Source organism: Bradyrhizobium sp. SZCCHNRI2009, from assembly GCF_032485115.1.
Classification (GTDB): Bacteria; Pseudomonadota; Alphaproteobacteria; order Rhizobiales; family Xanthobacteraceae; genus Bradyrhizobium.
In genome coordinates, this window is sequence record NZ_JAUEUH010000001.1 from 1,007,867 (window position 1) to 1,031,572 (window position 23,706).

General features: G+C 67.6%; 20 protein-coding genes and 1 pseudogene. 12 read left to right on the forward strand and 9 right to left on the reverse strand.

Going from position 1 to position 23,706, the window contains the following annotated elements; all coding sequences use genetic code 11:
* Position 1: 1 nt before the first annotated feature.
* On the forward strand, positions 2–1,339 hold the full coding sequence (locus QX041_RS04530) for a chloride channel protein (protein ID WP_315714550.1): 1,338 nt from the start codon (positions 2–4) through the stop codon (positions 1,337–1,339).
* 143 nt (positions 1,340–1,482) lie between these two features.
* Here the strand turns inward: QX041_RS04530 and QX041_RS04535 are convergent, their stop codons facing one another.
* On the reverse strand, positions 1,483–2,946 hold the full coding sequence (locus tag QX041_RS04535; protein ID WP_315714549.1) for a hypothetical protein: 1,464 nt from the start codon (positions 2,944–2,946) through the stop codon (positions 1,483–1,485).
* 350 nt (positions 2,947–3,296) lie between these two features.
* On the opposite strand from QX041_RS04535, the gene QX041_RS04540 reads away from it, so the two are divergent.
* Positions 3,297–3,593, forward strand: a complete 297-nt coding sequence (locus QX041_RS04540; RefSeq protein ID WP_315749624.1) for a hypothetical protein — start codon at positions 3,297–3,299, stop codon at positions 3,591–3,593.
* Between the two features lie 78 nt (positions 3,594–3,671).
* Here the strand turns inward: QX041_RS04540 and chrA are convergent.
* Positions 3,672–4,900, reverse strand: a pseudogene (gene chrA, locus QX041_RS04545) (chromate efflux transporter).
* A 214-nt stretch (positions 4,901–5,114) separates the two neighbouring features.
* The gene (locus QX041_RS04550) at positions 5,115–6,131 is read right to left on the reverse strand and encodes a zinc-binding alcohol dehydrogenase family protein (RefSeq protein ID WP_316164568.1); all 1,017 of its coding nucleotides are present in this window, start codon (positions 6,129–6,131) and stop codon (positions 5,115–5,117) included.
* A 117-nt stretch (positions 6,132–6,248) separates the two neighbouring features.
* Here QX041_RS04550 and QX041_RS04555 point away from each other — a divergent pair, with 117 nt between their 5' ends.
* Genes QX041_RS04555 through QX041_RS04565 form a run of 3 tightly spaced genes read left to right on the forward strand, consistent with a single transcriptional unit; the run spans position 6,249 to position 9,411 of the window.
* The gene (locus QX041_RS04555; protein ID WP_316164569.1) at positions 6,249–6,626 is read left to right on the forward strand and encodes a helix-turn-helix domain-containing protein; all 378 of its coding nucleotides are present in this window, start codon (positions 6,249–6,251) and stop codon (positions 6,624–6,626) included.
* A 59-nt stretch (positions 6,627–6,685) separates the two neighbouring features.
* The gene (locus tag QX041_RS04560; RefSeq protein ID WP_315714544.1) at positions 6,686–8,080 is read left to right on the forward strand and encodes a DegQ family serine endoprotease; all 1,395 of its coding nucleotides are present in this window, start codon (positions 6,686–6,688) and stop codon (positions 8,078–8,080) included.
* On the forward strand, positions 8,077–9,411 hold the full coding sequence (locus QX041_RS04565) for a replication-associated recombination protein A (protein ID WP_316164570.1): 1,335 nt from the start codon (positions 8,077–8,079) through the stop codon (positions 9,409–9,411). Before QX041_RS04560 ends, QX041_RS04565 begins: the two co-directional genes overlap by 4 nt.
* Positions 9,412–9,520: 109 nt before the next feature.
* Here QX041_RS04565 and QX041_RS04570 read toward each other — a convergent pair whose 3' ends face one another.
* Positions 9,521–10,468 carry an alpha/beta hydrolase gene (locus QX041_RS04570; protein WP_316164571.1) on the reverse strand — a complete coding sequence of 316 codons (948 nt, stop codon included), beginning with the start codon at positions 10,466–10,468 and terminating at the stop codon, positions 9,521–9,523.
* A 105-nt stretch (positions 10,469–10,573) separates the two neighbouring features.
* Between QX041_RS04570 and QX041_RS04575 the strand changes: the two genes are divergently transcribed.
* Positions 10,574–11,956 carry an RluA family pseudouridine synthase gene (locus tag QX041_RS04575; RefSeq protein ID WP_316164572.1) on the forward strand — a complete coding sequence of 461 codons (1,383 nt, stop codon included), beginning with the start codon at positions 10,574–10,576 and terminating at the stop codon, positions 11,954–11,956.
* A gap of 15 nt (positions 11,957–11,971) precedes the next feature.
* On the opposite strand, the gene QX041_RS04580 is transcribed toward QX041_RS04575, so the two are convergent.
* Together QX041_RS04580 and QX041_RS04585 are read right to left on the reverse strand one after the other, a co-directional pair.
* Positions 11,972–12,139, reverse strand: a complete 168-nt coding sequence (locus QX041_RS04580) for an RNA polymerase sigma factor region1.1 domain-containing protein (RefSeq protein ID WP_316164573.1) — start codon at positions 12,137–12,139, stop codon at positions 11,972–11,974.
* 67 nt (positions 12,140–12,206) lie between these two features.
* Positions 12,207–12,647 carry a hypothetical protein gene (locus QX041_RS04585; protein ID WP_315714539.1) on the reverse strand — a complete coding sequence of 147 codons (441 nt, stop codon included), beginning with the start codon at positions 12,645–12,647 and terminating at the stop codon, positions 12,207–12,209.
* 89 nt (positions 12,648–12,736) lie between these two features.
* Here QX041_RS04585 and QX041_RS04590 point away from each other — a divergent pair, with 89 nt between their 5' ends.
* The 4 genes from QX041_RS04590 to blaOXA all read left to right on the forward strand — a co-directional run bounded on the left by QX041_RS04590 (position 12,737) and on the right by blaOXA (position 16,412).
* On the forward strand, positions 12,737–13,519 hold the full coding sequence (locus tag QX041_RS04590; RefSeq protein WP_315749639.1) for an ATP12 family chaperone protein: 783 nt from the start codon (positions 12,737–12,739) through the stop codon (positions 13,517–13,519).
* A gap of 61 nt (positions 13,520–13,580) precedes the next feature.
* Positions 13,581–15,230 carry a flagellar hook-length control protein FliK gene (locus QX041_RS04595; RefSeq protein WP_316164574.1) on the forward strand — a complete coding sequence of 550 codons (1,650 nt, stop codon included), beginning with the start codon at positions 13,581–13,583 and terminating at the stop codon, positions 15,228–15,230.
* A complete protein-coding gene (locus QX041_RS04600) occupies positions 15,227–15,508 on the forward strand; it encodes an EscU/YscU/HrcU family type III secretion system export apparatus switch protein (RefSeq protein ID WP_315714536.1) in 282 nt (93 codons plus the stop codon). The genes QX041_RS04595 and QX041_RS04600 overlap by 4 nt, the downstream gene beginning before the upstream one ends.
* Positions 15,509–15,593: 85 nt before the next feature.
* Positions 15,594–16,412: an OXA-1091 family oxacillin-hydrolyzing class D beta-lactamase gene (gene blaOXA, locus QX041_RS04605; protein WP_315714535.1), complete on the forward strand. Its 819-nt coding sequence runs from the start codon at positions 15,594–15,596 to the stop codon at positions 16,410–16,412.
* Positions 16,413–16,609: 197 nt separating this feature from the next.
* Here blaOXA and QX041_RS04610 read toward each other — a convergent pair whose 3' ends face one another.
* Together QX041_RS04610 and QX041_RS04615 are read right to left on the reverse strand one after the other, a co-directional pair.
* Positions 16,610–17,095: a hypothetical protein gene (locus QX041_RS04610; protein ID WP_316164575.1), complete on the reverse strand. Its 486-nt coding sequence runs from the start codon at positions 17,093–17,095 to the stop codon at positions 16,610–16,612.
* 100 nt (positions 17,096–17,195) lie between these two features.
* Positions 17,196–18,167 carry a dienelactone hydrolase family protein gene (locus QX041_RS04615; protein ID WP_315750032.1) on the reverse strand — a complete coding sequence of 324 codons (972 nt, stop codon included), beginning with the start codon at positions 18,165–18,167 and terminating at the stop codon, positions 17,196–17,198.
* Between the two features lie 738 nt (positions 18,168–18,905).
* On the opposite strand from QX041_RS04615, the gene QX041_RS04625 reads away from it, so the two are divergent.
* Complete coding sequence (locus QX041_RS04625) at positions 18,906–20,087, forward strand: efflux RND transporter periplasmic adaptor subunit (protein ID WP_316185893.1); 1,182 nt, start codon at positions 18,906–18,908, stop codon at positions 20,085–20,087.
* A gap of 24 nt (positions 20,088–20,111) precedes the next feature.
* Positions 20,112–23,252 carry an efflux RND transporter permease subunit gene (locus QX041_RS04630; protein WP_315827350.1) on the forward strand — a complete coding sequence of 1,047 codons (3,141 nt, stop codon included), beginning with the start codon at positions 20,112–20,114 and terminating at the stop codon, positions 23,250–23,252.
* Here QX041_RS04630 and QX041_RS04635 read toward each other — a convergent pair.
* Positions 23,191–23,694: a DUF4260 domain-containing protein gene (locus QX041_RS04635; RefSeq protein ID WP_316164576.1), complete on the reverse strand. Its 504-nt coding sequence runs from the start codon at positions 23,692–23,694 to the stop codon at positions 23,191–23,193. The genes QX041_RS04630 and QX041_RS04635 overlap by 62 nt on opposite strands.
* Positions 23,695–23,706: the final 12 nt, after the last annotated feature.

The window sequence follows — 23,706 nt, forward strand, 5'->3', positions numbered from 1 at the left end:
CATGCTGACCATCACCCCCCGCCGCAGGCGTTGGCTCAAGCTGACCTCGGCGCGGTGGCAGCGGCGGGTGCTGTTCGTGGCCGGCGGCCTGGTGGTGGGCGCGGCGGCGGTGGCGCTGGCGGAGCTCGCCGACCTGGCCCAGCTCGCCTTCAACTGGCTGTTGTCGAAATCACGCTACGCCTCACTGATCGTGACGCCCGCCGGCTTCGCGCTGTCGGTCTATCTGACCCAGCGCTTCTTCCCGAACGCGCAAGGCAGCGGCATCCCGCAGGCCATCGCCGCGCGCCACCTGACGGACACGAGCGCGCGCAGCCCGCTGGTGTCGATCCGCATCGCCATCGGCAAGGTGCTGCTGACCCTGCTCGGGCTGCTGTGCGGCGGCTCGGTCGGCCGCGAGGGGCCGACCGTGCAGGTCGGCGCCTCCATCATGTTCGCGCTCGGCCGGCTGTCGCCGCGGCGGCAGCCGGGCTTGATCCTGGCCGGCGCCGCCGCCGGGGTCGCGGCCGCCTTCAACACGCCGCTGGCCGGCATCGTGTTCGGCATCGAGGAGATGAGCCGTGCCTTCGAGACGCGGACCTCGAGCCTCGTCATCGCCACCGTGATCGCCGCTGGCCTGACCTCGCTAGCCCTGATGGGCAATTACGCCTATTTCGGCACGACGCCGATCGCGCTCGGCAAGGGCATCGACTGGCTGGCGGTGCCCGTCTGCGGGGTCTTGGGCGGCGCCGCCGGCGGCCTGTTCAGCCGCATCCTGATCACGATGGCGCGCGGGCTGCCCGGGGCATCCGGCCGGCTCATCAAGCGCCACCCGCTGCCGTTCGCGCTCGCCTGCGGCTTTGCCGTCGCGCTGTGCGGGCTGGCGTCAGGCGATACCATCTACGGCACCGGGTATGCCCAGGTGAAAGGGGCGCTGGAGACCGGCACGCCGCTGCCGGGCGATTTCGGCGTGCTGAAATTCCTCGCCACCACCTTTGCCGCGATCAGCGGCATTCCTGGCGGCATCTTCGCGCCGTCGCTCGCAGTCGGGGCGGGTATCGGCGCCAACGTCGCCAGCCTGTTCCAGCAGTCGCTACTGGCGCCGATCATGCTGCTCGGCATGGTCGCCTATTTCGCCGGCGTGGTGCAGGCACCGATCACCGCCTTCGTCATCGTCACCGAGATGACCGACAACCACGCCATGGTGGTGCCGCTGATGATGGCCTCGCTGATCGCCTACGGCACCTCGCGTCTGATCTGCGAGGAGGGGCTCTATCACGCGCTGGCCAAGGGCTTCGTCGCCAGAGCTGAGACCAAGGCTGAGGCCGCGCAGGAGTCGAAGCAGGCCACGGCGCCGTCCTGACCCAGCGCTCATCCACCATGTTCGGAGCGCGCCGATAACCGCTGTCGGTTCAATCGCTTGATGGCAGATCCTGAGATCTGCCATCGGCTCGAAAGGGCTGTCGGCGGCCCCGCTGCCGGCGCCGCCGCGCAAGGTTCGTCGGCCTACTTCCTGAACGGATCCGGCCGCATCAGGAGCCGGCCGGAGATCGAGTTCGGCACCTCGTAGGGGGAGCCGATCGACAGCACGTGGCTCAGCGCGATCAGCCGGTTCGGCAGCTTGGCCGGCGGCGGCGTCTGGAACGAATAGGACGTCGGGTTGTGGCACAGGAAGCAGTTCAGCACGTTCTTGATCGGCGTGTTGTCGGCGTTCTGCACGAAGGTCTCGGCGGTGGCGTTGGCGAGATTGACCGATCCGACTGCGCTGGTCTGGTTGCTGTTCAGATTGTACGAGTTGGGGAGCATCCAGACGGTGCCGTCGAGGCTGTAGCTCGCGAAGGTCGATTGCGGGCCCTTCAGGCCGGAGAGAAAGCCCTGGGCTTGCGCCGTGATCGCGAAGATGTTGCCGACGCCGTTGGGCTGGTTCTCGCCGCCGGTCTGGTTCTCGAGCACGACGTTGGTCACCGGCGTCAGCTTCTGGGTCGCCGGATCGAGCCGCAACTGCGGCCGGTTGGCGCCGGGCAGCGCCGCGATGTTGACCTGCGAGAACGGTGTACGGCCCTTGTAGAGCGTGTAGCTCTTCGGATCCGAGCGGCTCGCCGATGGCGCAAAGGTGTTGTCCGGCGTCTGCGGCGAGTTGTTCTTCAGCTCGAACGTGCCCCACAGGAATTCGGGGTGGTTCTCGGTGTAGCCGACCACGTGCAAGCCGATCAGGGCCACGGTCACCGTGACGAACTTGCCGGGCGTCGGGCGGATCGTGATCAGGCCGGGGGTGACGTTGTTCTCCAGCACCGGCACCTGTGCCTGGGTCGTATAGGCGCCCGCAGGCGGTGCCTGCCCGGGGTCGAGCCGCAGCCACGTCGCCTTGAACACCGCATCGCCCACGGCGAAGGATGAATCCGCCGGCTGGCTCTGGTAGCCGCCGGTCGCGATCAGGTTCTTGCGCGCCGTGTTGAAATAGCCCTGGTTCATGTGGACCGAGGCGTAGACGGGATAGCCGTTCTGCGCGACCAGCATGTTGCCGTCGGCTTCGACGATGGCGCCGGCGCCTTCGGTGAAGCCGGCCGTGCCGTGGAAGACCTGGGCACGGGCCGCCAGCGTCAGCGGGCGCGGCCGTGGTGCGCCGGCATTCTCGGCGTTGCCGAGCAGCTCGTCGGGCGTCGCCAAGGTCATGAACCGCGGCACGGCGGCGCCGGAGCCCGAGTCCTTCACCAGCGCTGTCGCCCAGACGAACGCCTCCCACGACCATTGATGGAAATTGCAGTCCGGCGTCGGGATGGTCTTGGTGTCGGAGGTGGGGAAGGCGGCGTCCGGCTTGAGATAATTGCCCAGTCCCTCCGACCAGCCGAAGGCCGGGCAGTTCTTCGCCGGCGGCGGCGGAGCAGCGCTGGCGGGGTTGAGAGCGCCGGCAAGGCCGCTCGCGGTGACGGTCGTCGCGAAAGTGAGCATGAGCCACTGAATCGTCTTCATGGCCGGTCTCCATTGATGTGCGCGCTGGGATGGGCCGATGAATCTCGCCGCCATGCGTCGCAAATGATTGTTAAAAATGATTCATTCAAAAGTAGTGCGCGGCGAACATGCACCCAAAGGTGAGATTTGCAAGACCGGGAGCTCACGCAGTCCGCAATTTTTTTCGGACGCCCCTCGCGGCAGTGGAATGCGGCTCGCGGCAGCATTCGTCTTCACCAGCCGACACGGGCTGCAGTGTGAGCGCAGGCACGGTTGACACCACGGATCGCGTGCATCCTGGCGGCCGTTCGCTGGAGAAGTGCGGACAATGAGGTCTTCACGCCAGTGGACAGCAACCACAGGAGAGTGAAATGAAGTCCATCATGGCCGCTGCGTTGCTGCTCGCGTTGACGTCGGGCGCAAGCCTTGCGGGTACGCCGCTGATCGATGCACGGCAGCACAACCAGTCACATCGCATCTACAACGGCATCGCGAGCGGACGGCTGACCTATCCGGAGGCGCAGCAACTCGTCCGCGGTCAGATCCACGTCCAGAAGCTGGAAAACAAGGCCAAGGCGGACGGCGTGGTGACGCCGTTCGAGCGTGCCCGCATCAACGTCGCGCAATCCGTGCAGGGCGCGCGCATCTTCTGGAAGAAGCACAATTAGCCGCGCACGGCAGCTCGCTGGTGGCAAAGCGCCGCTTCGGCGGCGCTTTGCCACCACGTGATGCGGCGGCGCCGCCGCTCACACCAGCGCGGCTGCGACGCCGGCTAGGGCGCTGAACGTGACCACGACGAGCGGCGGCGCGCGCCAGGCGACCAAGAGGACAAAACCGACCAGCGCGATGCCAAAATCCGCGGCATTGTGGACGGTGGTCGTCCAGACCGGGTCGTACAGGGCCGCTCCCAGCACACCGACGACCGCAGCGTTACACCCCGCATCATCGCCTGGGCGCCGGCGCGTTTGCGGAACGAGTCCCAGAACGGCAGCGCGGCGAGCAGGACCAGCATGCCCGGCAGGAAGATGCCCAGGAGACCGAGCGCGGCCCCGACGATCCCATGCGGCTCCGGAGCGACGACGGCGCCGAGATAGGCGGCGAAGGTGAAGAGCGGGCCCGGGACGGCCTGCGCCGCACCGTAGCCGGCGAGAAAGGCGTCGTCGCTCAGCCAGCCAGGTCCGACGAAGGCCTCGCGCAGCAGCGGCAGCACGACATGTCCACCGCCGAACACCAGCGCGCCGGAGCGATAGAAGGCATCGAACAAGGCGACGCCGGTCGATCCCGTGACGCCGCGCAGCAGCGGAAGTCCCGCCAACAGGATGACGAACAGCGCGAGCGCGATCAGCCCCACGCTTCGCGAGACGGGGATCGCGACGTGTCCCGACGGCGCCGCCTCGCCGCGGCAGAGCCAGAGGCCGGCGAGCCCGCCGAGGACGATCGCTCCGATCTGCACGACCGAGGCCGTACTCGACAGGATGATGAGCGTTGCGGCGACCGCGATCGAGGCGCGCGCACGATCCGGACACAGCGAGCGCGCCATGCCCCAGACCGCCTGCGCGACGATGGCGACCGCGGTCAGCTTCAGCCCGTGCAGCAGGCCGCTGCCGATCGGTCCGCTCAATCGGCCCGCACCATAGGCGAACAGGACGAGCGCGGCGGCCGACGGCAGGGTGAAGCCGGTCCAGGCGGCGAGCGCGCCGAGATAGCCGGCCCGCATCAGCCCGATGGAGAAGCCGACCTGGCTGCTGGCGGGGCCGGGCAGGAACTGGCACAGCCCGACCAGATCGGCATAGGCATGCTCGTCGATCCATTTCCGTCTGACGACGAACTCGTCGCGGAAGTAGCCGATATGGGCGATCGGACCGCCGAAGCAGGTCAGGCCGAGCGTGAGGAAGATCCGCAGAACCTCGAGCGGTGATCCGGAGCGCCGGCCGTGATCGGCGGGCGGGTTGGTCGCGGACTTCAGGCTGCTCACGGACGTTCGTTCCAGTCGCGAGGAGGTTCTTATCGGCTTTCGTTAAGGGGAAACGGGACCGTCGGCCAGTCTCGATCGCTCATGGCCGCTGATCGGACCGCGCGTCGGCTGCTGGCCATCTCATGCTTTCGATCGGTGGAATGGTGGGCACGGCGCCACCGCGATCTCGCGCGGGGAGACCGCGTGTGCGCCTTTGCCCATTGTTGCCTGCTAGTTAGCTCCATCCCTCCAGCACGATCTTGCCGCGGGAGGTGTTGCTCTCGATCAACGCGTGCGCGCGCTTGAGGTTGGCCGCGTTGATGGTGCCGTAATTGTCGCCGAGGGTGGTGCGGATCACGCCCTTGTCGATCAGGTCGGACACGTCGTTGAGCAGATGGTGCTGCGCGATCATGTCGGGTGTCGTGAAAGATGAGCGCGTGAACATCGACTCCCAGTGGATCGAGATCGCCTTGCCCTTGAAGGCGGCGAGCGAGAACTCGGCGGGATCGTCGATCAGGCCGAACTTGCCCTGCGGCGTCATGAAGTCGGCGATCGCCTTGTAGTGCTGCTCGCTGTGGGTGAGGCTCGCGATGAGCGCGACCGGCGGCAGCTTCAGCGCGTCGATCTGCTCCTTCATCGGCTTGCCGTGGTCGATGACGGCATGGGCGCCGAGCGACAGGCACCAGTCGCGGGATTCCGGGCGGTTCGCGGTGGCGAGCACCGTCAGGCCGGTGAGGCGGCGCGCAAGCTGGATCAGGATCGAGCCGACGCCACCGGCCGCACCCGTGATCAGCAAGGTGCGGTCATCGAGGCTCTTGCCGGGGACGGCGCCGAGCCGGTCGAACAGCAGCTCCCATGCGGTGATCGAGGTGAGGGGCAGGGCGGCGGCTTCGGCGAACGACAGGCTCTTCGGCTTGCGGCCGACGATGCGCTCGTCGACCAGATGGAATTCGGCATTGGTGCCCTGGCGCAGGATCGAGCCGGCGTAGAACACCTCGTCACCGGGCTTGAACAGGCTCACGTCCGGGCCGATAGCCTCGACCACGCCAGCGGCGTCATAGCCCAGGATCTTGGTTTCGCCGGCGGGCGGTGCGGCGCGCTTGCGCACCTTGGTGTCGACCGGATTGACCGACACCGCTTTCACGGCGACGCGGATGTCGCGTCCCTTCGGCTCGGGTTTGGCGGTCTCGAGATCGAACAGCGCGCGGTCCTCGGTGATGGGCAGCGACTGCTGGTATCCGACGGCCTTCATGAACAGCCTCCTGGTTGGCTTGGCGATAGGATCTGTTTGTCCTGCTGGCGCCAGTTCAGCAAGTACTGTAAAAATGGGGAACTAGTCCCCGTTTGGATACTATTGGGCCAACACGCGATGAAACGGAAGAATTTCACCCGCCGTCCCGGCTGCGCGGTCGAAGCCACGCTCGATCTAATCGACGGCAAGTGGAAGGGCGTGATCCTCTACCACCTGCAGGGTGGCAGCCAGCGCTTCGGCGAGCTGCGCCGGCTGATGCCCGGCATCACCCAGCGCATGTTGACCAAGCAGCTGCGTGCGCTGGAGGAGGACGGGCTGGTCGTCCGGAAGGTCTATGCCGAGGTGCCGCCGCGCGTCGAATACAGCCTGTCCGAGGTCGGCGAGAGCCTGCGGCCGGTGATCGAGGTTCTCAGAAGCTGGGGCGAGCGGCACCAGGAACGGCTGTCCTGCGCGCCCGTTGCAGAGACCATCAAAACGCCGCATCAGACCGCCTGAGCTTGGCCGCACCGGCCGTTCCGCCTATATCGAAACCGTCATTTTCCAGGATTGTTCGCATGTCGTTGATTCGCTCCACACTGGTCCTGCTGCTGTCCCTGCTGGCCGCGTCTCCGCTCGCGGCGCAGGACCGGCGCGTGCCGCAGTCCCAGGCCGAGCTGCGGCTGTCGTATGCGCCGATCGTGCAGCGCGTGCAGCCGGCGGTCGTCAACGTCTACGCCGCCAAGGTGGTGCAGAACCGCAATCCCTTTCTCGACGATCCGATCTTCCGCCGCTTCTTCGGTCTGCAGGGCGGCCCGCAGGAGCAGATGCAGCGCTCGCTCGGCTCGGGCGTGATGATCGATGCGTCCGGTCTCGTCGTCACCAACGTGCATGTGATCGAGGGCGCCGACGAGGTGAAGGTGTCGCTCGCCGACAAGCGCGAGTTCGAGGCCGAGATCGTGCTGAAGGACAGCCGTACCGATCTCGCCGTGCTCAAACTGAAGGGCACCAAGGAGCAGTTTCCGACGCTCGACCTCGCCAATTCCGACGATCTGCTGGTCGGCGACATCGTGCTGGCGATCGGCAATCCGTTCGGCGTCGGCCAGACCGTGACCCACGGCATCGTCTCGGCACTGGCGCGCACGCAGGTCGGCATCACCGACTATCAGTTCTTCATCCAGACCGATGCCGCGATCAATCCCGGTAATTCGGGCGGTGCGTTGGTCGATATCAACGGCCGTCTGGTCGGCATCAACACCGCGATCTATTCCAAGTCCGGCGGCTCGCAGGGCATCGGCTTTGCCATTCCTGCGAACATGGTGCGCGTCGTCGTGGCCTCGGCCAAGAGCGGCGGCAAGGCGGTCAAGCGCCCCTGGCTCGGCGCGCGGCTGCAGGCGGTGACGCCCGAGATCGCCGAGAGCCTCGGCCTGCGCTCGCCGACCGGCGCGCTGGTCGCCTCGGTGGTCGCGAACAGCCCGGCGGCGAAGGCGGGCATCAAGTCGTCGGACCTGATCGTGTCGATCGACGGCCAGACCGTCGATGATCCCAACGCGTTCGACTACCGTTTTGCGACCCGTCCGCTCGGCGGCACTGCGCAGATCGAGGTGCAACGCGGCGGCAAGCCGGTGAAGGTCGCGGTCGCGCTGGAGACCGCGCCGGACACCGGGCGCAACGAGATGGTCATCAACGGCCGCTCGCCATTCCAGGGCGCGAAGGTCGCCAACATCTCGCCGGCGGTCGCCGACGAGCTGCACCTCGATGCCGACACCGAGGGCGTGGTGGTGCTCGAGCCGGGCGACGGCACCACCGCCGCCAATGTCGGCTTCCAGAAGGGCGACGTCATCATGGCCGTGAACAACCAGAAGATCGCCAAGACCGCCGATCTCGACAAGGCCTCGCGCGAGGCCGCCCGCATCTGGCGCATCACCGTGCTGCGCGGCGGCCAGCAGATCAACGTCACGCTCGGCGGATGAGCCCGAAGCGTCCCCAGCAGGGAGGCCCGAGCCTCTTCGCTGCGGCGGGGATGGAGCACGATGCGCCACGGCCGCTGCCGGAGCGGCTGCGCCCGCACAAGCTGTCCGACGTCGTCGGGCAGGATCATATCCTCGGGCCGGACGGCGCGCTGACGCGCATGCTGGAGACGCGCACGCTAGGCTCGCTGATCTTCTGGGGCCCGCCCGGCACCGGCAAGACCACCGTGGCGCGGCTGTTGGCCGACGCCACGGAGTTGCATTTCGAGCAGATCTCGGCGGTGTTCTCCGGCGTCGCCGATTTGAAGAAGGTGTTCGACGCGGCGCGCGCGCGGCGCGAGACCGGGCAGGGCACGCTGCTGTTCGTCGACGAGGTGCATCGCTTCAACCGCGCTCAGCAGGATTCCTTCCTGCCGGTGATGGAGGATGGCACCGTCGTGCTGGTCGGCGCGACCACGGAGAACCCGTCCTTCGAGCTCAACGCCGCTCTGCTGTCGCGTTCGCGCGTGCTGGTGTTCCACTCGCTCGATGCCGCCGCGATCGAGAAGCTCTACAGCAACGCAGAGGCGGTCGAGGGCCGCAAGCTGCCGCTCGATGACGAGGCGCGCGCCGTGCTGATCCGCATGGCCGACGGCGACGGCCGCGCCGCGCTGACGCTCGCCGAGGAGGTCTGGCGCTCGGCGCGCAAGGACGAGATCTTCAACGCGGTGCAGCTGCAGGACATCCTGCAGCGCCGCGCGCCGATCTACGACAAGTCCGCCGACGGCCACTACAACCTGATCTCGGCCATGCACAAATCGGTGCGCGGCTCGGATCCCGATGCCGCGCTGTACTACTTCGCCCGCATGCTCGACGCCGGCGAGGACCCGCTGTTCCTCGCCCGCCGCATCGTGCGCATGGCCGTGGAGGACATCGGCCTCGCCGATCCCCAGGCGCTGGTCATCGCCAACGCCGCCAAGGACGCCTATGATTTCCTGGGCTCGCCCGAAGGCGAGCTCGCGATCGCGCAGGCCGTGATCTATGTGGCGACCGCGCCGAAATCCAACGCCGCCTACAAGGCGTTCGGCGCCGCCAAGCGCGTGGCGAAGGAGGGCGGCTCGCTGCTGCCGCCCAAGCACATCTTGAATGCCCCGACCAAGCTGATGCAGAGCGAAGGCTACGGCACCGGCTATCAGTACGACCACGACGCGCCCGACGCGTTTTCGGGGCAGGACTACTTCCCCGACGCCCTCGGCCGCCAGCAGTTCTACGATCCCCCCGAGCGCGGCTTCGAGCGCGAGATCAGGAAACGGCTGGATTATTGGGCGAAGCTGAGGAAGGAGCGGGGCGGGTAGCATCGCTGACCTTGCGGCTTGCTCGGTTCACCTCGGCCCGCTTGCCGGGAAACACCGAGCTCTCCTGCGGACGCCTGACTCGGAGACCGCTATGCCAAGTGACCATCAACTACTTGCCCGTCTGTACGAACTCCGCGATCTCCCGCGTCAGTCGGTCGTCCTCGGTATTGATCGCATACACCTCGGACATGTGGCTGTGCTGCGGCAGCATCACCGCGCGGGCGCAGCCGGATGGCCGTTTGCAGGCGGCCTGCTTCAACAGGTCGAACTGCTCGACGAAGCGCGGCGGGTCGAGCTCGGCGGAGACGATCATCAGCGGCAGACTCGAGGCTTGCAGGCCTGATAGCGACGAGCGCTCCTTGAAGCGCGAGGGATCGGTGCCGAAATAGGCCATCTCCTGGTCGCCGAGCGGCGTCGCGGTGAGGTCGTAGACGCCCGAGGCCATGATCGCGCCCGCAAGGCCGCCGCCGGCGACCTTGTGGAATTCGGGATGCGCCACATAGGTCGCGACGTGCACCGCGCCGGCCGAATGGCCCATCAGATAGATGCGCGCGGGATCGCCGCCGTTCTCGGCGGCGTGGGCGACCACCCATTGCACCGCGCTGGCGACGTCCTCGACGCCGGCAGGCCAGGGGAATTTCGGCGCGAGGCGGTAGGTGATGTCGACGCCGACGAAGCCGCTCTTCACCGCCCATAGCATGATGTTGTCGTAGAACGGGCCGTCCGGCGTGGTGCGCTTGTTGCCACCGATGAAGGCGCCGCCATGCACGAAGATCAGCATGGGCCGGGGCGGGGCCGCGGCATCCGGTGTGAAGACGTCGAGCAGATTGCGTTCGGCCGTGCCGTACCTCACATCGCGCTGCACCTTGACGCCGGTGTAGGGTTCCTTGGCCTGCAGCGGTGCGTAGATCGCGGCGGTCTTCGGCGGGGCGATGACCCGGCCGATCTCGATCAGCTTCCAGGCGATGTCGTCGGGCATCGGGCTCTGCTGCGCCTGCGTGGCGGTCGTCGCCAGCGTGGCTGCCAGGATCGCCAGGCCCAGTCGCGTGAGCGTCATTCGATTCGCTCCGATCAGTATCGATGGCCCAAGGGGCCGACTCACAAGCGGATTTATCGCGATTTCGCCGTGACTGGCAGTGGCTTTTGAGATACGCAACCTGCCATGAGCCGCCGTATCAAGCGAACCCAGACCCGATCCGATCGCCCGACCGATCGCCGCAACGAGCGGCCGAAGGCCGAGGCGGCCCGCAGCCAAGGCGCCGCGGCCAAGCGTGAGTCTGCGAAGCGTCCCGATGCCGAGCGGCCGCGGCGCGACCGTTTTGCCGGTGACCGCGAGGCGGCACCGCGCGGCGATTTCGGGCGCGGTAAAGCCGAGCGCAGCCGTGCGCCGCGCGCCGAGGGAGAGGATCGCCGCGACAGCTTCGCGCCGCGCAAACAGCCGCCGGCCAAGCGCGCCGGCGCCGGCAAGCCGGCGCGGTTCAGCTCGGAGCATGCCGAGCGCAGGCCTGCGGCGCCGCCGCCGAAGAAGGTCGAGCCGGAGACGCCGCTGCTGCCGACGAAGGTGCAGACCGTCGTCGTCACCGCCGACGAGAACAACATGCGCGTCGACCGCTTCCTCGAGGCGCGCTTCCCCGGTCTGTCGTTCTCCCACATCCAGCGCATCGTCCGCAAAGGCGAGCTACGCGTCGATGGCAAGCGCGCCGACTCCAAGGACCGCCTGAAGGAAGGCCAGAGCGTCCGCATTCCGCCGCTCAAGCTCGATGCGCCGAAGGAGCGCGCCGGCCTCTCCGAGGGCGAGCGAAAGACGCTGGAGAGCCTCAAGGCGATGACGCTGTATGAGGATGACGACGTGCTCGTCCTCAACAAGCCCGCGGGACTCGCGGTGCAGGGCGGCTCCGGCATGACCCGCCACATCGACCAGATGCTGGAGGTGATGCGCGACGCCAAGGGCCAGAAGCCGCGGCTCGTGCACCGCATCGACCGCGAGACCTCCGGCTGCCTCCTGATCGCCAAGACCCGCTTCGCCGCCACGCATCTGACCGGCGCCTTTCGCAGCCGTTCCGCGCGCAAGATCTACTGGGCGCTGGTGGCGGGCGTGCCCAAGCCCAAGCAGGGCCGCATCTCCACGTATCTTGCCAAGGAGGAGAGCGAGGACGACACCATCATGCGCGTCGCCGCGCATGGCGACGAGGGCGCCAGCCACGCCGTGACCTACTACGCCGTGGTCGAGGCCTCGGCCAACAAGCTCGCCTGGGTTTCCTTGAAGCCGGTGACGGGGCGCACCCATCAGTTGCGCGCGCACATGGCCCATATCGGCCACCCCATCGTCGGCGATCCCAAATATTTCAACATCGAGAACTGGGCGCTGCCCGGCGGCCTGCAGAACCGGCTGCATCTCTTGGCGCGCCGCATCGTCATCCCGCATCCGCGCGGCGGGTTCATCGACGCCACCGCGCCGCTGCCGCCGCACATGCTGCAGTCGTGGAACCTGCTCGGCCTCGAGCATGACCGCTTCGACCCGATCGAGAACGCGCCGGAGGAGTGAGCGGCTCCGGAGCGCTCAGCCTCTCTGTTCGACGAGTTGAATGCCCGCGTCCCGCAGCGCGCAGAAGATGTTTTCGATATCCTCGGGCGGCATGTCCCATCCGCACAGCGCGTTCAACTCGTCGAAGGTGATCTTGCCATCCTGCTCGCTCATCGCGATCAGCCGGCGAACGATCTCCGGCATGTTCATGGTCGTCCTCCTCTTTGCAGCCTCTGCTTAAGGGGAGGAGAATCGGTTTCCGCTGCGGCCTTCAGTTCCGGAACTGCTCCAGGAACAGTGTGAGCGAATCGTGCGGGGTTTCGACATCGAGGATGACCCAGCCGTCCGGCCCCTTGACCACGATGAAGTTCATCGTCACGCGGTGGCCCTGGTTGTCGAAGCTGGCGGCGACATAGGTCTTGTCGAACTGCCTGCGCACAATCGAGATCGCGACCGGGCCGAGCTTCCAGCGCGGGCTCTGCACCAGGAAATCGTAGGGCTCACGCCGCGGCGCCGTCCAGGCCCTGGCGAGGCTCGGATCGAAGAACTGCCGTGCGACCTCGGCCGTCCGCGGCAGCCCGGCGGAGAGCTCCGGCGCGCCCCGGCCGTAATGCGCATAGACGTTGCGCACCAGCGATTCCGGCGTGCGGAAGCCGGCCGCGGCTGGGACGGTGCTGCCGAGCAGGACGAGAGCGGAGAGCAGGGGACGCATCGGCAGCTCGCATTTCGGGCGGACAGGGCTTATCTACCGCGAAAACAACGGATCCCGTGTGATCATCCCGCGAGAGGGCTGGAATTCTGATGCGTGAACTGTTTGACGACGTCGTCGGCCGGTCGCCGCTCGATCCGCAGGAATCGGCGCGCCAGGCGATGCGGACGCCGCTGCGCAAGCGCTTCTACAAGGAGGCCGGGACCGCCGCCGCCGAGGGCGGCTTCAACGTGACCCTCGACGGCCGGCCGATCCGCACGCCGTCGGGGCGCGTCGTCATCGTTCCCGCCGGGGAGCTGGCGGCGGCCGTGGCCGCCGAGTGGCAGGCCCAGGGTGAGAACATCGATCCCGCCACGATGCCGCTGACGCGGTTCGCCAACAGCGTCGTGCAGTCGGTGGTCGACCGCACCGATGACGTGCGCGAGGACATTGCCAAATATCTCCAATCCGACCTGTTGTTCTACCGGGCCGGTCATCCTGAGGGGCTGGTCGCGCGCGAGGCCGAGCATTGGGACCCGGTGCTGGACTGGGCCCGCGATAGTCTCGGCGCGCATTTCATCCTGTCCGAAGGCATCATGCATGTGACCCAACCGGAGGCTGCGGTGCAGGCGGCGCGCGGTGCGCTGCCGACCGGCCCGTGGACGGTGGCGGCGGCGCATGTCGTCACCACACTGACCGGCTCGGCGCTGCTGGCGCTGGCGCTGGTTCATGGGGTGCGCGACCCTGGCCAGATCTGGGCGGCAGCCCATGTCGACGAGGACTGGAACGTCGCGCAATGGGGGGCCGACGAGGAGGCGATGAGCCGCCGCGCCGCCAAGCAGATCGACTACGAGGCCGCCGTCCGCATCCTCCAGGCGGTCGACGCCGCGCTCTGAGGCCGGTTAACGCCGGGTTTAGGGGCAACCGCTAGGCTGTGCGCGTAACCCGAGTACGCGCATGGTCCAGAGTGTCACCCCGCCGCCTTCCGTGAGCGCCGTCCGCGGCGTCGGCAGCTCGCCGGCCGGATCCACGGTGGCGGCAGCAACCACGCTGCAGGCCGGCGCACTGGTCAGCGCCAGGGTGCAGCAGGTGCTCGCCGAGAATCTGGTCCAAGTCGCGATCGGAAACCTGTCGATGGAGCTCGCGAGCGAGCTGCCGCTGCAGGCCGGCCAGACGGTGCAGGTCGCCGTGTCGCAGACCGCGCAAGGGCTGCAGCTCGCCATCGTCGGGCAAGGCGGCAGCGCTGCCGCTGGCACCACCGGCACCCCGACGCCGGCCGCCACCGTCGTCGACGTCACCGGCCGGCTGGCGCCGGCGTTGCCTCCGCCGCCGGATCCGCTGACCGGGCTGGAGCGGCTCGCATTGTCGATTGCCAGCGAGGAGGCGGCGACCCGTCAGGGCAGCCAGGGCCAATTGTTCGCCGATCTCCAGGCCGTCGCCGACTCGCCGAACCTTCCACCGGCCTTGCGCGCCGCCGTGGCCCAGGTGCTGGCACAGCAGACCCAGCTATCGCCGGCGCTGACCGCGGAGGATGTGCAGAGCGCCGTGCAGCATTCCGGCCTGTTCCTGGAATCCTCGCTCGCCAATGGCGCCGCCGGTGCCGGCACGCCCGACCTGAAGGCGGCGCTGATCGTGCTGCGCCAGACGCTGGCGACGGTGCTGCAGACCGCCGAGCCCGGCATGGCGGCGTCCACGCAGCCGTCGCCCGGTGGCTCCTACGCCTCGGTGCTGTCCGAGGCCGGCCGCGCCGCCGCCGCGCAGCAACAGAGCGGCGCACCCCCGCTGGTGCCCGACATCGAGATCGAGCTGCCGCCCCAGCCCTGGGCCACGGGAATGGGGCGGCCCGACGCCGCGTCTGCCGGCTTCACCGGCTCGGCGCTGATCGAGGCCCTGACGGGCGCCAAGGCGCAGTCGCTCACGCCCGGCACGGTGCTGGCCGTGCTGCAGGAAGCGCAGCAGCAGATTCCGCGCGCCGCCGGCCTCGTTCCCGGACGCAACGCCAATGGTCGCGCCGATATGGTCGTGCGCACCAACACGCCGCCGCCGCCGTTCCGCGGGGCTGCACCGATGCCGCAGGCCGTGGCGGCGCCGACGCTCGGCCCGGACACGCCGCTGCCGGCGATCGCGCACCGCCTGCTCGACGAGACCGACCAGGCGCTGTCGCGCCAGACCCTGCTGCAGGTCGCCTCGCTGCCGGATCGTCCGGACGCCTCGACCGCGCGCACCGATCCCGCGCCGCCGCGCTGGAACTTCGAGATTCCCTTCGCTACCCCGCAGGGCACGGCCATGGCGCAGTTCGAGATCTCGCGCGACGGCGGCACGCAATCGCCGGACGCCGCCAAGCGCGTCTGGCGGGCGCGCTTCTCGCTCGACGTCGAGCCGGCCGGCCCGGTGCATGCGATGATCAGCTTCAGCGCCGAGCGCACCTCCGTGCGGATGTGGGCCGAGCGTCCGGTCACCGCCGCGCGCTTGCGCGCCGGTCTCTCCGAACTGAGCCAGGCCCTCAGCCGTGCCGAGCTCTCGCCGGGCGATCTCGTGGTGCAGGACGGCGCGCCGCCGGCGGCGATGCCGCCCAGGGCCGGCCATTTCCTGGATCGCGCGCTATGAGCATCGAGGTGAAGGCCGCCAACAAGACCCAGCTCGCCGTCGCCTTGCACTATGACAAGGGCCAGGGCGCGCCGCGCGTCGTCGCCAAGGGCAAGGGCACGATCGGCGCCAAGATCATCGAGGTCGCGAAGGCGCACGACATCCCGATCGAGGAGAACGAGGTGCTGGCCGGCGCGCTCTCCAACGTCGAACTCGGCGACGAGATCCCGGAGGAGCTCTACAAGGCCGTCGCCGAGGTGCTGGTGTTCGTGCTCAACCTGTCGCGGCCGATGCGCTGAGCGCGTCGCATTTGTGATCTCCGTCATGCGTCGGTCGTCACCGCCCTGTGATAGGGAGGAGCCGACGACGACGGAGAAATTCGCGATGCCCATGATGAGTCGCCGCCACGTGCTCGCCCTGATGACCGGCGCCAGCCTGCTGCCCACACGTTCATTCGCGCATGTCGCGCCGCCGCGCAACGAGATCCGCGGCGATCTCGCCAAGCGCTTCACCGACGAAGGCACCAAGGGGACTTTCCTGGCCTACAAGGTCGAGGAATATCTCGTCATCGCCAGCGACACCGATCGCTCCGGCGAGGCAAGGCTGCCGGCCTCGACCTTCAAGATCGCGAACTCGCTGATCGCGCTGGAGACGGGCGTTGTCGAGGATCCCGACAAGGATGTGTTCAAATGGGATGGCGTCACGAGATCGATCGAGGCCTGGAACAAGGATCACACCTTGCGCAGCGCGATCGCGGTCTCCGCCGTGCCGGTCTATCAGGAGATCGCGCGCCGCATCGGCGCTGAGCGGATGCAGAAATATCTCGAGGAGCTCGACTACGGCAATCACGACATCGGCGGCGGCATCGACCAGTTCTGGCTGACAGGCGCGCTTCGCATCGATCCCGTCGAGCAGGTCGATTTCATCGATCGCCTCAGGCGTGGCGCGCTTCAGGTCTCCAAGCGCAGCCAGGATCTGACCCGCGACATCATCCCCGTGACCAAGGTCGGCGATGCCGTCATTCACTTCAAGTCCGGACTGCTCGGCAAGGAGCAGGGGGCGCTTGGCTGGATGGTCGGCTGGGTCGACAAGGGCGATCAGCCGACCGTGTTCGCGCTCAACATGGACTGCCCTGAGCCGCGCCACGTCGAGGCTCGGATGACGCTGACGCAGGCTTGCCTGAAAGACATCGGCGCGGTGTGAATCGAACTGCCGTGATGTCGTGGCGTAGCCCGGATGAGCGCAGCGATATCCGGGATCAGCGAACGTGAGTTCCTCGAAGACCAGGACACTGTCGTCATTGCGAGGAGCGAAGCGACGAAGCAATCCAGAGTCATCGAGGGATTCTGGATCGCTTTGCTTCGCCGCTTCGCGCGCAATGACGCGGAGTTGTTGGTGGCCTATCTCCGCGCCAGCTCCAGGTCGACGCCCCTGATCTCCGTGCCTGCCGGGCGGATCGACACGGTCTGTCGGCGTCCCTGCGTCGTCAGCGACAGCCCGGCGGAAAACGTCTGCCCACGCGCCTGGGCTTCGATGCGGTTGCCGACCGCGCGGCCCTCGATCGTGCCGGATGCGTTGTGGCTCGATTCGCTCCATTGCCCCGAGATCTCGCCGCCGCGATAGGCGACGTCGCTGGAGAGGTCGATGTTGTAGCTGTCGCTCGCGCAGCGGATGTTGAGCCGGAGCTGCTCGCCGGCGCCGCCGACGTCATAGGCCGCGCGGCAGCGCAGCCGCTCCTGGTTGCCGTCGGACATGCTGATCACGCCGCCGCCGGTCCAGGAGCCCTCCAGCCCCCGGAACGGCGCGGCAGGCGCCGCATGGGCCGCGCCGCCCAAGGCGAGGGCGGTCAGCAAAGTTAGGATCGCAAGGCGAGAGGCGCGCATCATCGGGCTCCGTTTCATCGTCGAAAAGTGAGCGACAACGCAGCAAGACCCGATGCGTTCGACCTGTCACCTCAAGAATTGATCCAAATCGTTCTATTTTTGCTCACGACAGTTTGAACAGTGCGCGCAGGAAATCCGTCACCGCCTGGCGGGCCGCCTCGGCCGTGGCCGGATTGCCGCCGACATGCGGATCGAACTCGACGCAGGCGTCCTGATAGGTGAAGGGCTGCTGCGTGTCGGCATTGATCAGCATCCCGCCGTCGCTCTCCTTGATGCGGCAGTTGCGCACGGTCTGCGCCTTCGGCGCGACGGCGAGCATGTTGGCGCCGAGCAGGCCGAGATCGAAGCCGTGCGGCGAGTCCGGATATTCGGTCAGCGCGACGTCGCGGCCCGCTGCCTTCAGCCGCTCGACATAGGCCTTGCAGGTCCGCACCGGATTGTAGTCGTCCGGTCCGCCGTGAAAGATCCGGATCGGCCGCGCCACGACGTCGGTCTCACCGAGATAGGTCGTCGAGCAGTCCGGATAGAACGGGATGTAGGCGGCAAATTGCAGCCCGGAATTGTTCCAGCGCTTGTGGAAGCGCTGGAGGCTCGCATACAGCGCCGCCTGTCCGCCGCGTGAAAAGCCCATCAGCACGATGCGCTCGGGATCGACGCGCGGATGCTTCGCCAGCACGTCCAGCGCACGATAGATGTCCATGATCAGGTTCAGCCGGCCGAGCTGGGCCTGGTTGGTGCTGGTCGCGGTGATGCCGCGCCCGGTGAAGCCGTCGATCGCGAAGGTCGAGATCCCCATTGCATTGAAGGTGCGGCTCCAGGCTGCGATGTTGGCGCCGACGCCGCCCGAGCCGTGCATCAGCACCACCACCGGCAGCCTGCCGCTGCCCTGCGCCACGCGCATTTCGCCGACGACGGTGACCGGCTTGCCGCCGTCGTCGCCGGAGAGGAACTGCCGGTCGGACAGGGTCAGCGAGGGGATCGGGTACATCTCGACCCGGGCGGGCACGTCCTTGGTGATGCCCTGCGCGCTCGCGCTGCCGCAGAGCCCGGGACCGAGTGCAGCGAGCAGCATCATGACCACCGCCGTTGCTGCCGAACGCCGCGCTGGTCCAGCGGTGGTGCGCGATACGCGTCTGAGACCGAAACAGGCGCGCGCGGCAAGCGCCAACGGCGCGCTACCATGGTGTCGCTCCATGACCGTCCTCCTGGCTCGCCGCTTGTGGCGCGGCTTTGCAACCAAGTAGAACGAGCGATCATGGCGCTGTCAAACCATCCCGTGAGATGCATGGTGGACAACGGATCGAGGGGGCATGTGCGTTGCTCGGGCGGGCAGCCCGGCGGAGAGCGGTATGCTGATCACGCGGCGCTCGTGCGACCGTTTGGCGATCGCGGCCTCTGCGCCCGGTAACGTGATCAGGACGAGGCGATCATCGACCGTCAGCGTCGCGTGATCCGACTTGTGGGTGATCCATTATCCTTTCGGTGTCGTTGCGGATTCTTCGTGCCTTTCGGACTCCGCATCAACGCCCGGGAAGCAAAGCGCGACATATCGCCCAGCATCCTTGCAGACTTCTGCGATGATACATGGTGCGCAGTTGTCGCAGTCGCCGCATGTTGCGGAAAAATTCTGGATTGCAGCTATCAGTTCGCCTATGAGGAGCGCACGAACGTTCGCCGGCTCGCGACGGTGGCATACGACGCGTCGAGTTGGTGAGCGACGATCTGGAAGACGGGCGGCGGATCCTCGGCGATCCGATGTCCTCGATAATCGTCCAGCATCCATGCGCGCCGGCGACGTAACAAGATGGACTTCATGCTGAGAGAGCAATTGATCCGTTCGGCCGGCGCGACGATCTGTGCGGTCTCGTTTCTCACGCTTGCAGCGTGCAGCGACCGTGACGGCTCCGGTGCCTCCCAAGCTTCGAGCCCGCCCGAGGTCGGCGTGATCACGGTCGAAGCGGCGCCGGTGACGTTGACCAAGAACCTGCCGGGGCGGATCACGTCGATGCGGATCGCCGAGGTGCGGCCGCGCGTCAGCGGCATCGTGGTCGAGCGCAGCTTCCAGCAGGGCGCGCTCGTCGAGGCAGGCGCCGTGCTGTACCGGATCGATCCGGCGCCGTTCCAAGTCGAGCTCGACAAGGCTCGCGCTGCGCTCGCCAAGGCGGAGGCCGTGCTCTATCAGGCCGATCGCCAGGAAGACCGCCTCAAGACCTTGTTGACCGGCCAGGCCACGTCCCAGGCGCAGTACGAGCTCGCGGTTGCCTCCGAGCGCCAGGCCGAGGCCGACGTTGCGGCCCAGAAGGCTGCGGTCGCGCAGGCGCAGCTCAATCTTGATTGGGCGACGGTGCGCGCGCCGATCAGCGGCCGCATCGGCCGTGCGCTGGTCACCGAAGGCGCGCTGGTCAATCCCAACGAGACGACTCATCTCGCCACCATCCAGCAGCTCGATCCGGTCTATGCCGACTTCACCCAGTCGGTTGCCGAGCTGAACGAACTGCGGCGCGATCTCGCGGAAGGGCGGCTGAAGAGCGTTGCGCCCGACGCGGCGCGCGTCCGCCTCGTGTTGGACGACGGCTCAATCTACAAGCATGCAGGGCGCCTGCTGTTCTCCGACGTCAGCGTCGATCCGGGCACCGCCAAGGTGACGTTGCGCGGCGAGTTTCCGAATCCCGAAGGCGAGCTGCTGCCCGGTATGTATGTCCGGGTGCAGATCGAGGAGGCGATCGATACCAACGGCATCGTGGTCCCGGCGCAGGCTGTGCAGCGCACGACGTCGGGCAGCAGCGCCGTCTATGTCGTCAATGACGAAGGCCGCGCCACCCTTCAGCCGGTACGTTCCGGGCGCACGCTCGCCTCCGGCGTCCTGATCGAGGATGGCCTCAAGCCCGGCTGGCGCGTCGTCGTCGACGGCGTCCAGAAGGTGGCGCCCGGCAGTGCCGTCACAGCCGTGCCCTGGAAGGTTTCCGGCTCCGACAAGCCGTCCGCCTCGAACTGACGCAGTCACGGCCCGGAGGTTGTCATGTCGCGCTTCTTCATCGCACGTCCGATCTTTGCTTGGGTCGTGGCGATCTTCATCTGCCTGGCCGGCGTGCTGTCGATTCCGTTCCTGCCCGTCGCGCAGTATCCGATCATCGCGCCGCCCTCGATCTCGATCTCGACCGCCTATCCCGGCGCGTCGACCGAGAACCTGTATTACAGCGTCACGCGCCTGATCGAGGAGGAGCTGAACGGCGCCGCCGGCATCCTGAACTACGAATCGACCAGCGACACCACCGGCGAGGTCGAGATCCTCGCTTCGTTCAAGCCGGGCACCGACATCGACCTCGCCTCCGTCGACGTCCAGAACCGCATCAAGCGCATCGAGCCGCGCCTGCCCGAGGCGGTGCGGCAGCAGGGCATCGTCATTCTCGAGGCGAGCAGCGCCATCCTGCAATTCGTCACCTTGACCTCGACCGACGGCAGTCTCGACGAGATCGGGCTCGGCGACGTCGCGACGCGCTACGTGCTGCCCGAGCTGCGCCGGCTGCCCGGCGTCGGCCGTGCGCGGCTGTTCGCCACCGAGCGCGCGATGCGCATCTGGCTCGATCCCGACAAGCTGCTCGGCCTCGGCCTCACGCCGCAGGACGTCGATCAGGCGATCGCGGCGCAGAACGCGCAGGTCGCCTCCGGCCAGCTCGGCGTGCAGCCGTCGCCGACCCGCCAGCGGGTGCAGAACACCGTGCTGGTGAAGGGCCAGCTCGAGTCGCCGGAGGAGTTCGGCAACATTGTGCTGCGCGCCAACCTGAATGGCTCGGCCGTGCGGCTTGCGGACGTCGCGCGCATCGAGGTCGGCGGTCTCTCTTATGCGTTCTCGTCCTGGCTCAACGGGAAGCCCGCCGCCTCGGTCGCGGTGCAACTGGCGCCGGCCGGCAATGCGCTCGCCACCTCCAAGGCAGTCAAGGCGCGGATGGAGGAGCTTGCCGCGTTCTTTCCCCCGGGCGTGAAGTACGAAGTCTCCTACGACGTGACCCCGGTGATCGCGGCCTCCGTCAAGAAGGTGCTGATGACGCTGGGCGAGGCCGTCGTGCTGGTGTTCCTGGTGATGTTCCTGTTCCTGCAGAACATCCGCTACACGTTGATCCCGACCATCGTGGTGCCGATCGCGCTGCTCGGAACCTGCGGCGTGCTGCTCGCGCTCGGGTTCTCCATCAACGTGCTGACGATGTTCGGCATGGTGCTCGCGATCGGCATCCTCGTGGACGACGCCATCGTCGTGGTCGAGAACGTCGAACGCATCATGGCGGAAGAGGGGCTGCCGCCGCGCGAGGCGACCGACAAGGCGATGGATCAGATCACCGGCGCGGTGATCGGCATCACGCTGGTGCTGATGGCCGTGTTCGTGCCGATGGCCTTCTTCCCGGGCTCGGTCGGCATCATGTATCAGCAGTTCTCCGCCGCCATGGTGGTGTCAATCGGCTTTTCGGCGTTCCTCGCGCTGTCGCTGACGCCCGCGCTGTGCGCGACCCTGCTGAAGCCGATCGAGAAGGGGCACGGCCACGCCGCACGCGGCTTCTTCGGCTGGTTCAACCGCCGCTTTGCCGCGGCGACCAACCGCTACAGCCAGGCGACGCGCTGGATCGTGGCGCGCGCCGGACGCTTCATGATCGTTTATGCACTGATCCTGGCGGGGCTCGGCTATTCGTTCTGGCGCATGCCCGGCGGCTTCCTGCCGGTGGACGACCAGGGCTTCGTCATGGTCGACGTGCTGGCGCCCGCCGATGCCAGCGCCAACCGGACCCTCGACATCTTGCAGGAGGTCAACGAGAAGCTGGTCGCGACGCCCGGCATCGACACGGTGTCGTTCGTCGCCGGCTTCAGCTTCTACGGCCAGGGCGCCAACACCGCGCAGGCCTTCGTGACGTTGAAGGACTGGTCGGAGCGCAACAAGGCCCAGAGCGCGGACGCCCTGATCGCCAAGCTCAATCCGGAGTTCGCGAAAATCCGTGATGCCGAGGTGTCGGTGCTGGCGCCGCCGCCGATCGACAATCTCGGCAACACCTCCGGCTTCAGTTTCCGCCTGCAGGATCGCTCGCAGCGCGGCTATGATGCGCTGATGGCGGCCAAGGATACGCTGTTTGCGGCCGCGGCGAACTCGCCCGTGCTCGGCAAGCTGAGCGTCGAGGGGCTGCCGCCGGCGCCCTCGGTCCGTCTCGAGATCGACCGTGCCAAGGCGGCCGCGCTCGGCGTCACCTTCGCGGCCATCAACGGCGCGCTGTCGACGAGCCTCGGCTCGAGCTACATCAACGACTTCCTCAATCTCGGCCGCATGCAGCGCGTGATCGTGCAAGCCAATGAGGACAAGCGCCTCAAGCCGGAGGACCTGCTGACCTACAGCGTGCGCAACACGGCCGGCGAGATGGTGCCGTTCTCCTCCTTCGCCCGCCTGTCATGGGTGGTCGGGCCGACCCAGGTCGTCGGCTTCGACGGCTACCCGTCGGTCCGCATCACCGGCAATCCCAAGCCGGGCTACACCTCCGGCGACGCGATCGCCGAGATGGAGCGGCTGATGGGCACCTTGCCGAAGGGCTTCGGCTACGCCTGGACCGGCCAGTCGCTGCAGGAGAAGCTTGCGGGATCGCAGGCCGCGTTCCTGCTCGGGCTGTCGATCCTGTTCGTCTTCCTCTGCCTCGCCGCGCTGTACGAGAGCTGGGCGATCCCGTTCGCGGTCATGCTCGCCGTGCCGCTCGGCCTGATCGGCTCGGTCGCCGCGGCTTGGCTGCGCGGCCTGCCAAACGACGTCTATTTCACCGTCGGCGTCATCACCATCATCGGCCTGTCGGCGAAGAACGCGATCCTGATCATCGAGTTCGCCAAGGACCTGCGGGCGCGCGGGATGCCGCTGATCGAGGCCACCGTCACCGCCTGCGAGCTGCGTTTCCGGCCGATCATCATGACGTCGCTGGCCTTCATCCTCGGTGTCGTGCCGCTGGTGATCGCCACGGGGGCGAGTGGCGCGAGCCAGCAGGCGCTGGGCACGGGCGTGCTCGGCGGCATGATCACGGCGACCTTCCTCGCGGTGCTCTGGGTACCGGTGTTCTTCGTCGTGGTGATCCGGTTCTTCACCCGCGACAAGCCGGCCGCGGCGACGCCGAACCGGGAGCTGCCGTCGGCCGCGCACTGATCCGGGGCGTGCAGGGGACGCGCCGTCCGATCCGGCCGAGATGGGTGAAGCCGAAGCCGTCGGCGTATTTCAAACCGTAGCCGGCGAGGCGGTCGACGCCGACATGGGCAAGCCAGACGGTCGCGATCGCCGTGACCAGCGGTTGTCCGGCCAGGAGTCCGAGGGCGAGCAGGGCGGCGGGCGCCAGCGTGCTGTGGACGGCATTGTAGACGACCGCGCCGACGCGCGGTCCGCCGAGATAGGCCGCGAAGCTGGTGTCCGGGGCCAGAAACAGCGCCGCGAACAGCCACCACGACCCGCCCTGGTGGGCATAGAAGGCGGCTGCGCCGGCGGCCAGCGCCAGCCCTTCGAGCCGCAGCAGCAGGCGCGGGCCGCCATGGACGGCGCCATGGGATGTGCCGGAAGGCTCAGTGACCAGATCCGGTTGAGCGGCCATATCCATGATTCTGCTTCC

What these genes read in the sequence shown, in the direction of transcription:
- QX041_RS04590 (WP_315749639.1), top strand. Translation starts at nt 12,737, where the DNA reads ATGCGTGAACTGTTTGACGACGTCGTCGGCCGGTCGCCGCTCGATCCG.
- QX041_RS04595 (WP_316164574.1), top strand. Translation starts at nt 13,581, where the DNA reads ATGGTCCAGAGTGTCACCCCGCCGCCTTCCGTGAGCGCCGTCCGCGGC.
- QX041_RS04560 (WP_315714544.1), top strand. Translation starts at nt 6,686, where the DNA reads ATGTCGTTGATTCGCTCCACACTGGTCCTGCTGCTGTCCCTGCTGGCC.
- QX041_RS04550 (WP_316164568.1), bottom strand. Translation starts at nt 6,131, where the DNA reads ATGAAGGCCGTCGGATACCAGCAGTCGCTGCCCATCACCGAGGACCGC.
- QX041_RS04565 (WP_316164570.1), top strand. Translation starts at nt 8,077, where the DNA reads ATGAGCCCGAAGCGTCCCCAGCAGGGAGGCCCGAGCCTCTTCGCTGCG.
- QX041_RS04540 (WP_315749624.1), top strand. Translation starts at nt 3,297, where the DNA reads ATGAAGTCCATCATGGCCGCTGCGTTGCTGCTCGCGTTGACGTCGGGC.
- QX041_RS04535 (WP_315714549.1), bottom strand. Translation starts at nt 2,946, where the DNA reads ATGAAGACGATTCAGTGGCTCATGCTCACTTTCGCGACGACCGTCACC.
- QX041_RS04630 (WP_315827350.1), top strand. Translation starts at nt 20,112, where the DNA reads ATGTCGCGCTTCTTCATCGCACGTCCGATCTTTGCTTGGGTCGTGGCG.
- QX041_RS04625 (WP_316185893.1), top strand. Translation starts at nt 18,906, where the DNA reads ATGCTGAGAGAGCAATTGATCCGTTCGGCCGGCGCGACGATCTGTGCG.
- QX041_RS04615 (WP_315750032.1), bottom strand. Translation starts at nt 18,167, where the DNA reads ATGATGCTGCTCGCTGCACTCGGTCCCGGGCTCTGCGGCAGCGCGAGC.
- QX041_RS04635 (WP_316164576.1), bottom strand. Translation starts at nt 23,694, where the DNA reads ATGGATATGGCCGCTCAACCGGATCTGGTCACTGAGCCTTCCGGCACA.
- QX041_RS04580 (WP_316164573.1), bottom strand. Translation starts at nt 12,139, where the DNA reads ATGCCGGAGATCGTTCGCCGGCTGATCGCGATGAGCGAGCAGGATGGC.
- QX041_RS04530 (WP_315714550.1), top strand. Translation starts at nt 2, where the DNA reads ATGCTGACCATCACCCCCCGCCGCAGGCGTTGGCTCAAGCTGACCTCG.
- blaOXA (WP_315714535.1), top strand. Translation starts at nt 15,594, where the DNA reads ATGCCCATGATGAGTCGCCGCCACGTGCTCGCCCTGATGACCGGCGCC.
- QX041_RS04610 (WP_316164575.1), bottom strand. Translation starts at nt 17,095, where the DNA reads ATGATGCGCGCCTCTCGCCTTGCGATCCTAACTTTGCTGACCGCCCTC.
- QX041_RS04575 (WP_316164572.1), top strand. Translation starts at nt 10,574, where the DNA reads ATGAGCCGCCGTATCAAGCGAACCCAGACCCGATCCGATCGCCCGACC.
- QX041_RS04570 (WP_316164571.1), bottom strand. Translation starts at nt 10,468, where the DNA reads ATGACGCTCACGCGACTGGGCCTGGCGATCCTGGCAGCCACGCTGGCG.
- QX041_RS04555 (WP_316164569.1), top strand. Translation starts at nt 6,249, where the DNA reads ATGAAACGGAAGAATTTCACCCGCCGTCCCGGCTGCGCGGTCGAAGCC.
- QX041_RS04600 (WP_315714536.1), top strand. Translation starts at nt 15,227, where the DNA reads ATGAGCATCGAGGTGAAGGCCGCCAACAAGACCCAGCTCGCCGTCGCC.
- QX041_RS04585 (WP_315714539.1), bottom strand. Translation starts at nt 12,647, where the DNA reads ATGCGTCCCCTGCTCTCCGCTCTCGTCCTGCTCGGCAGCACCGTCCCA.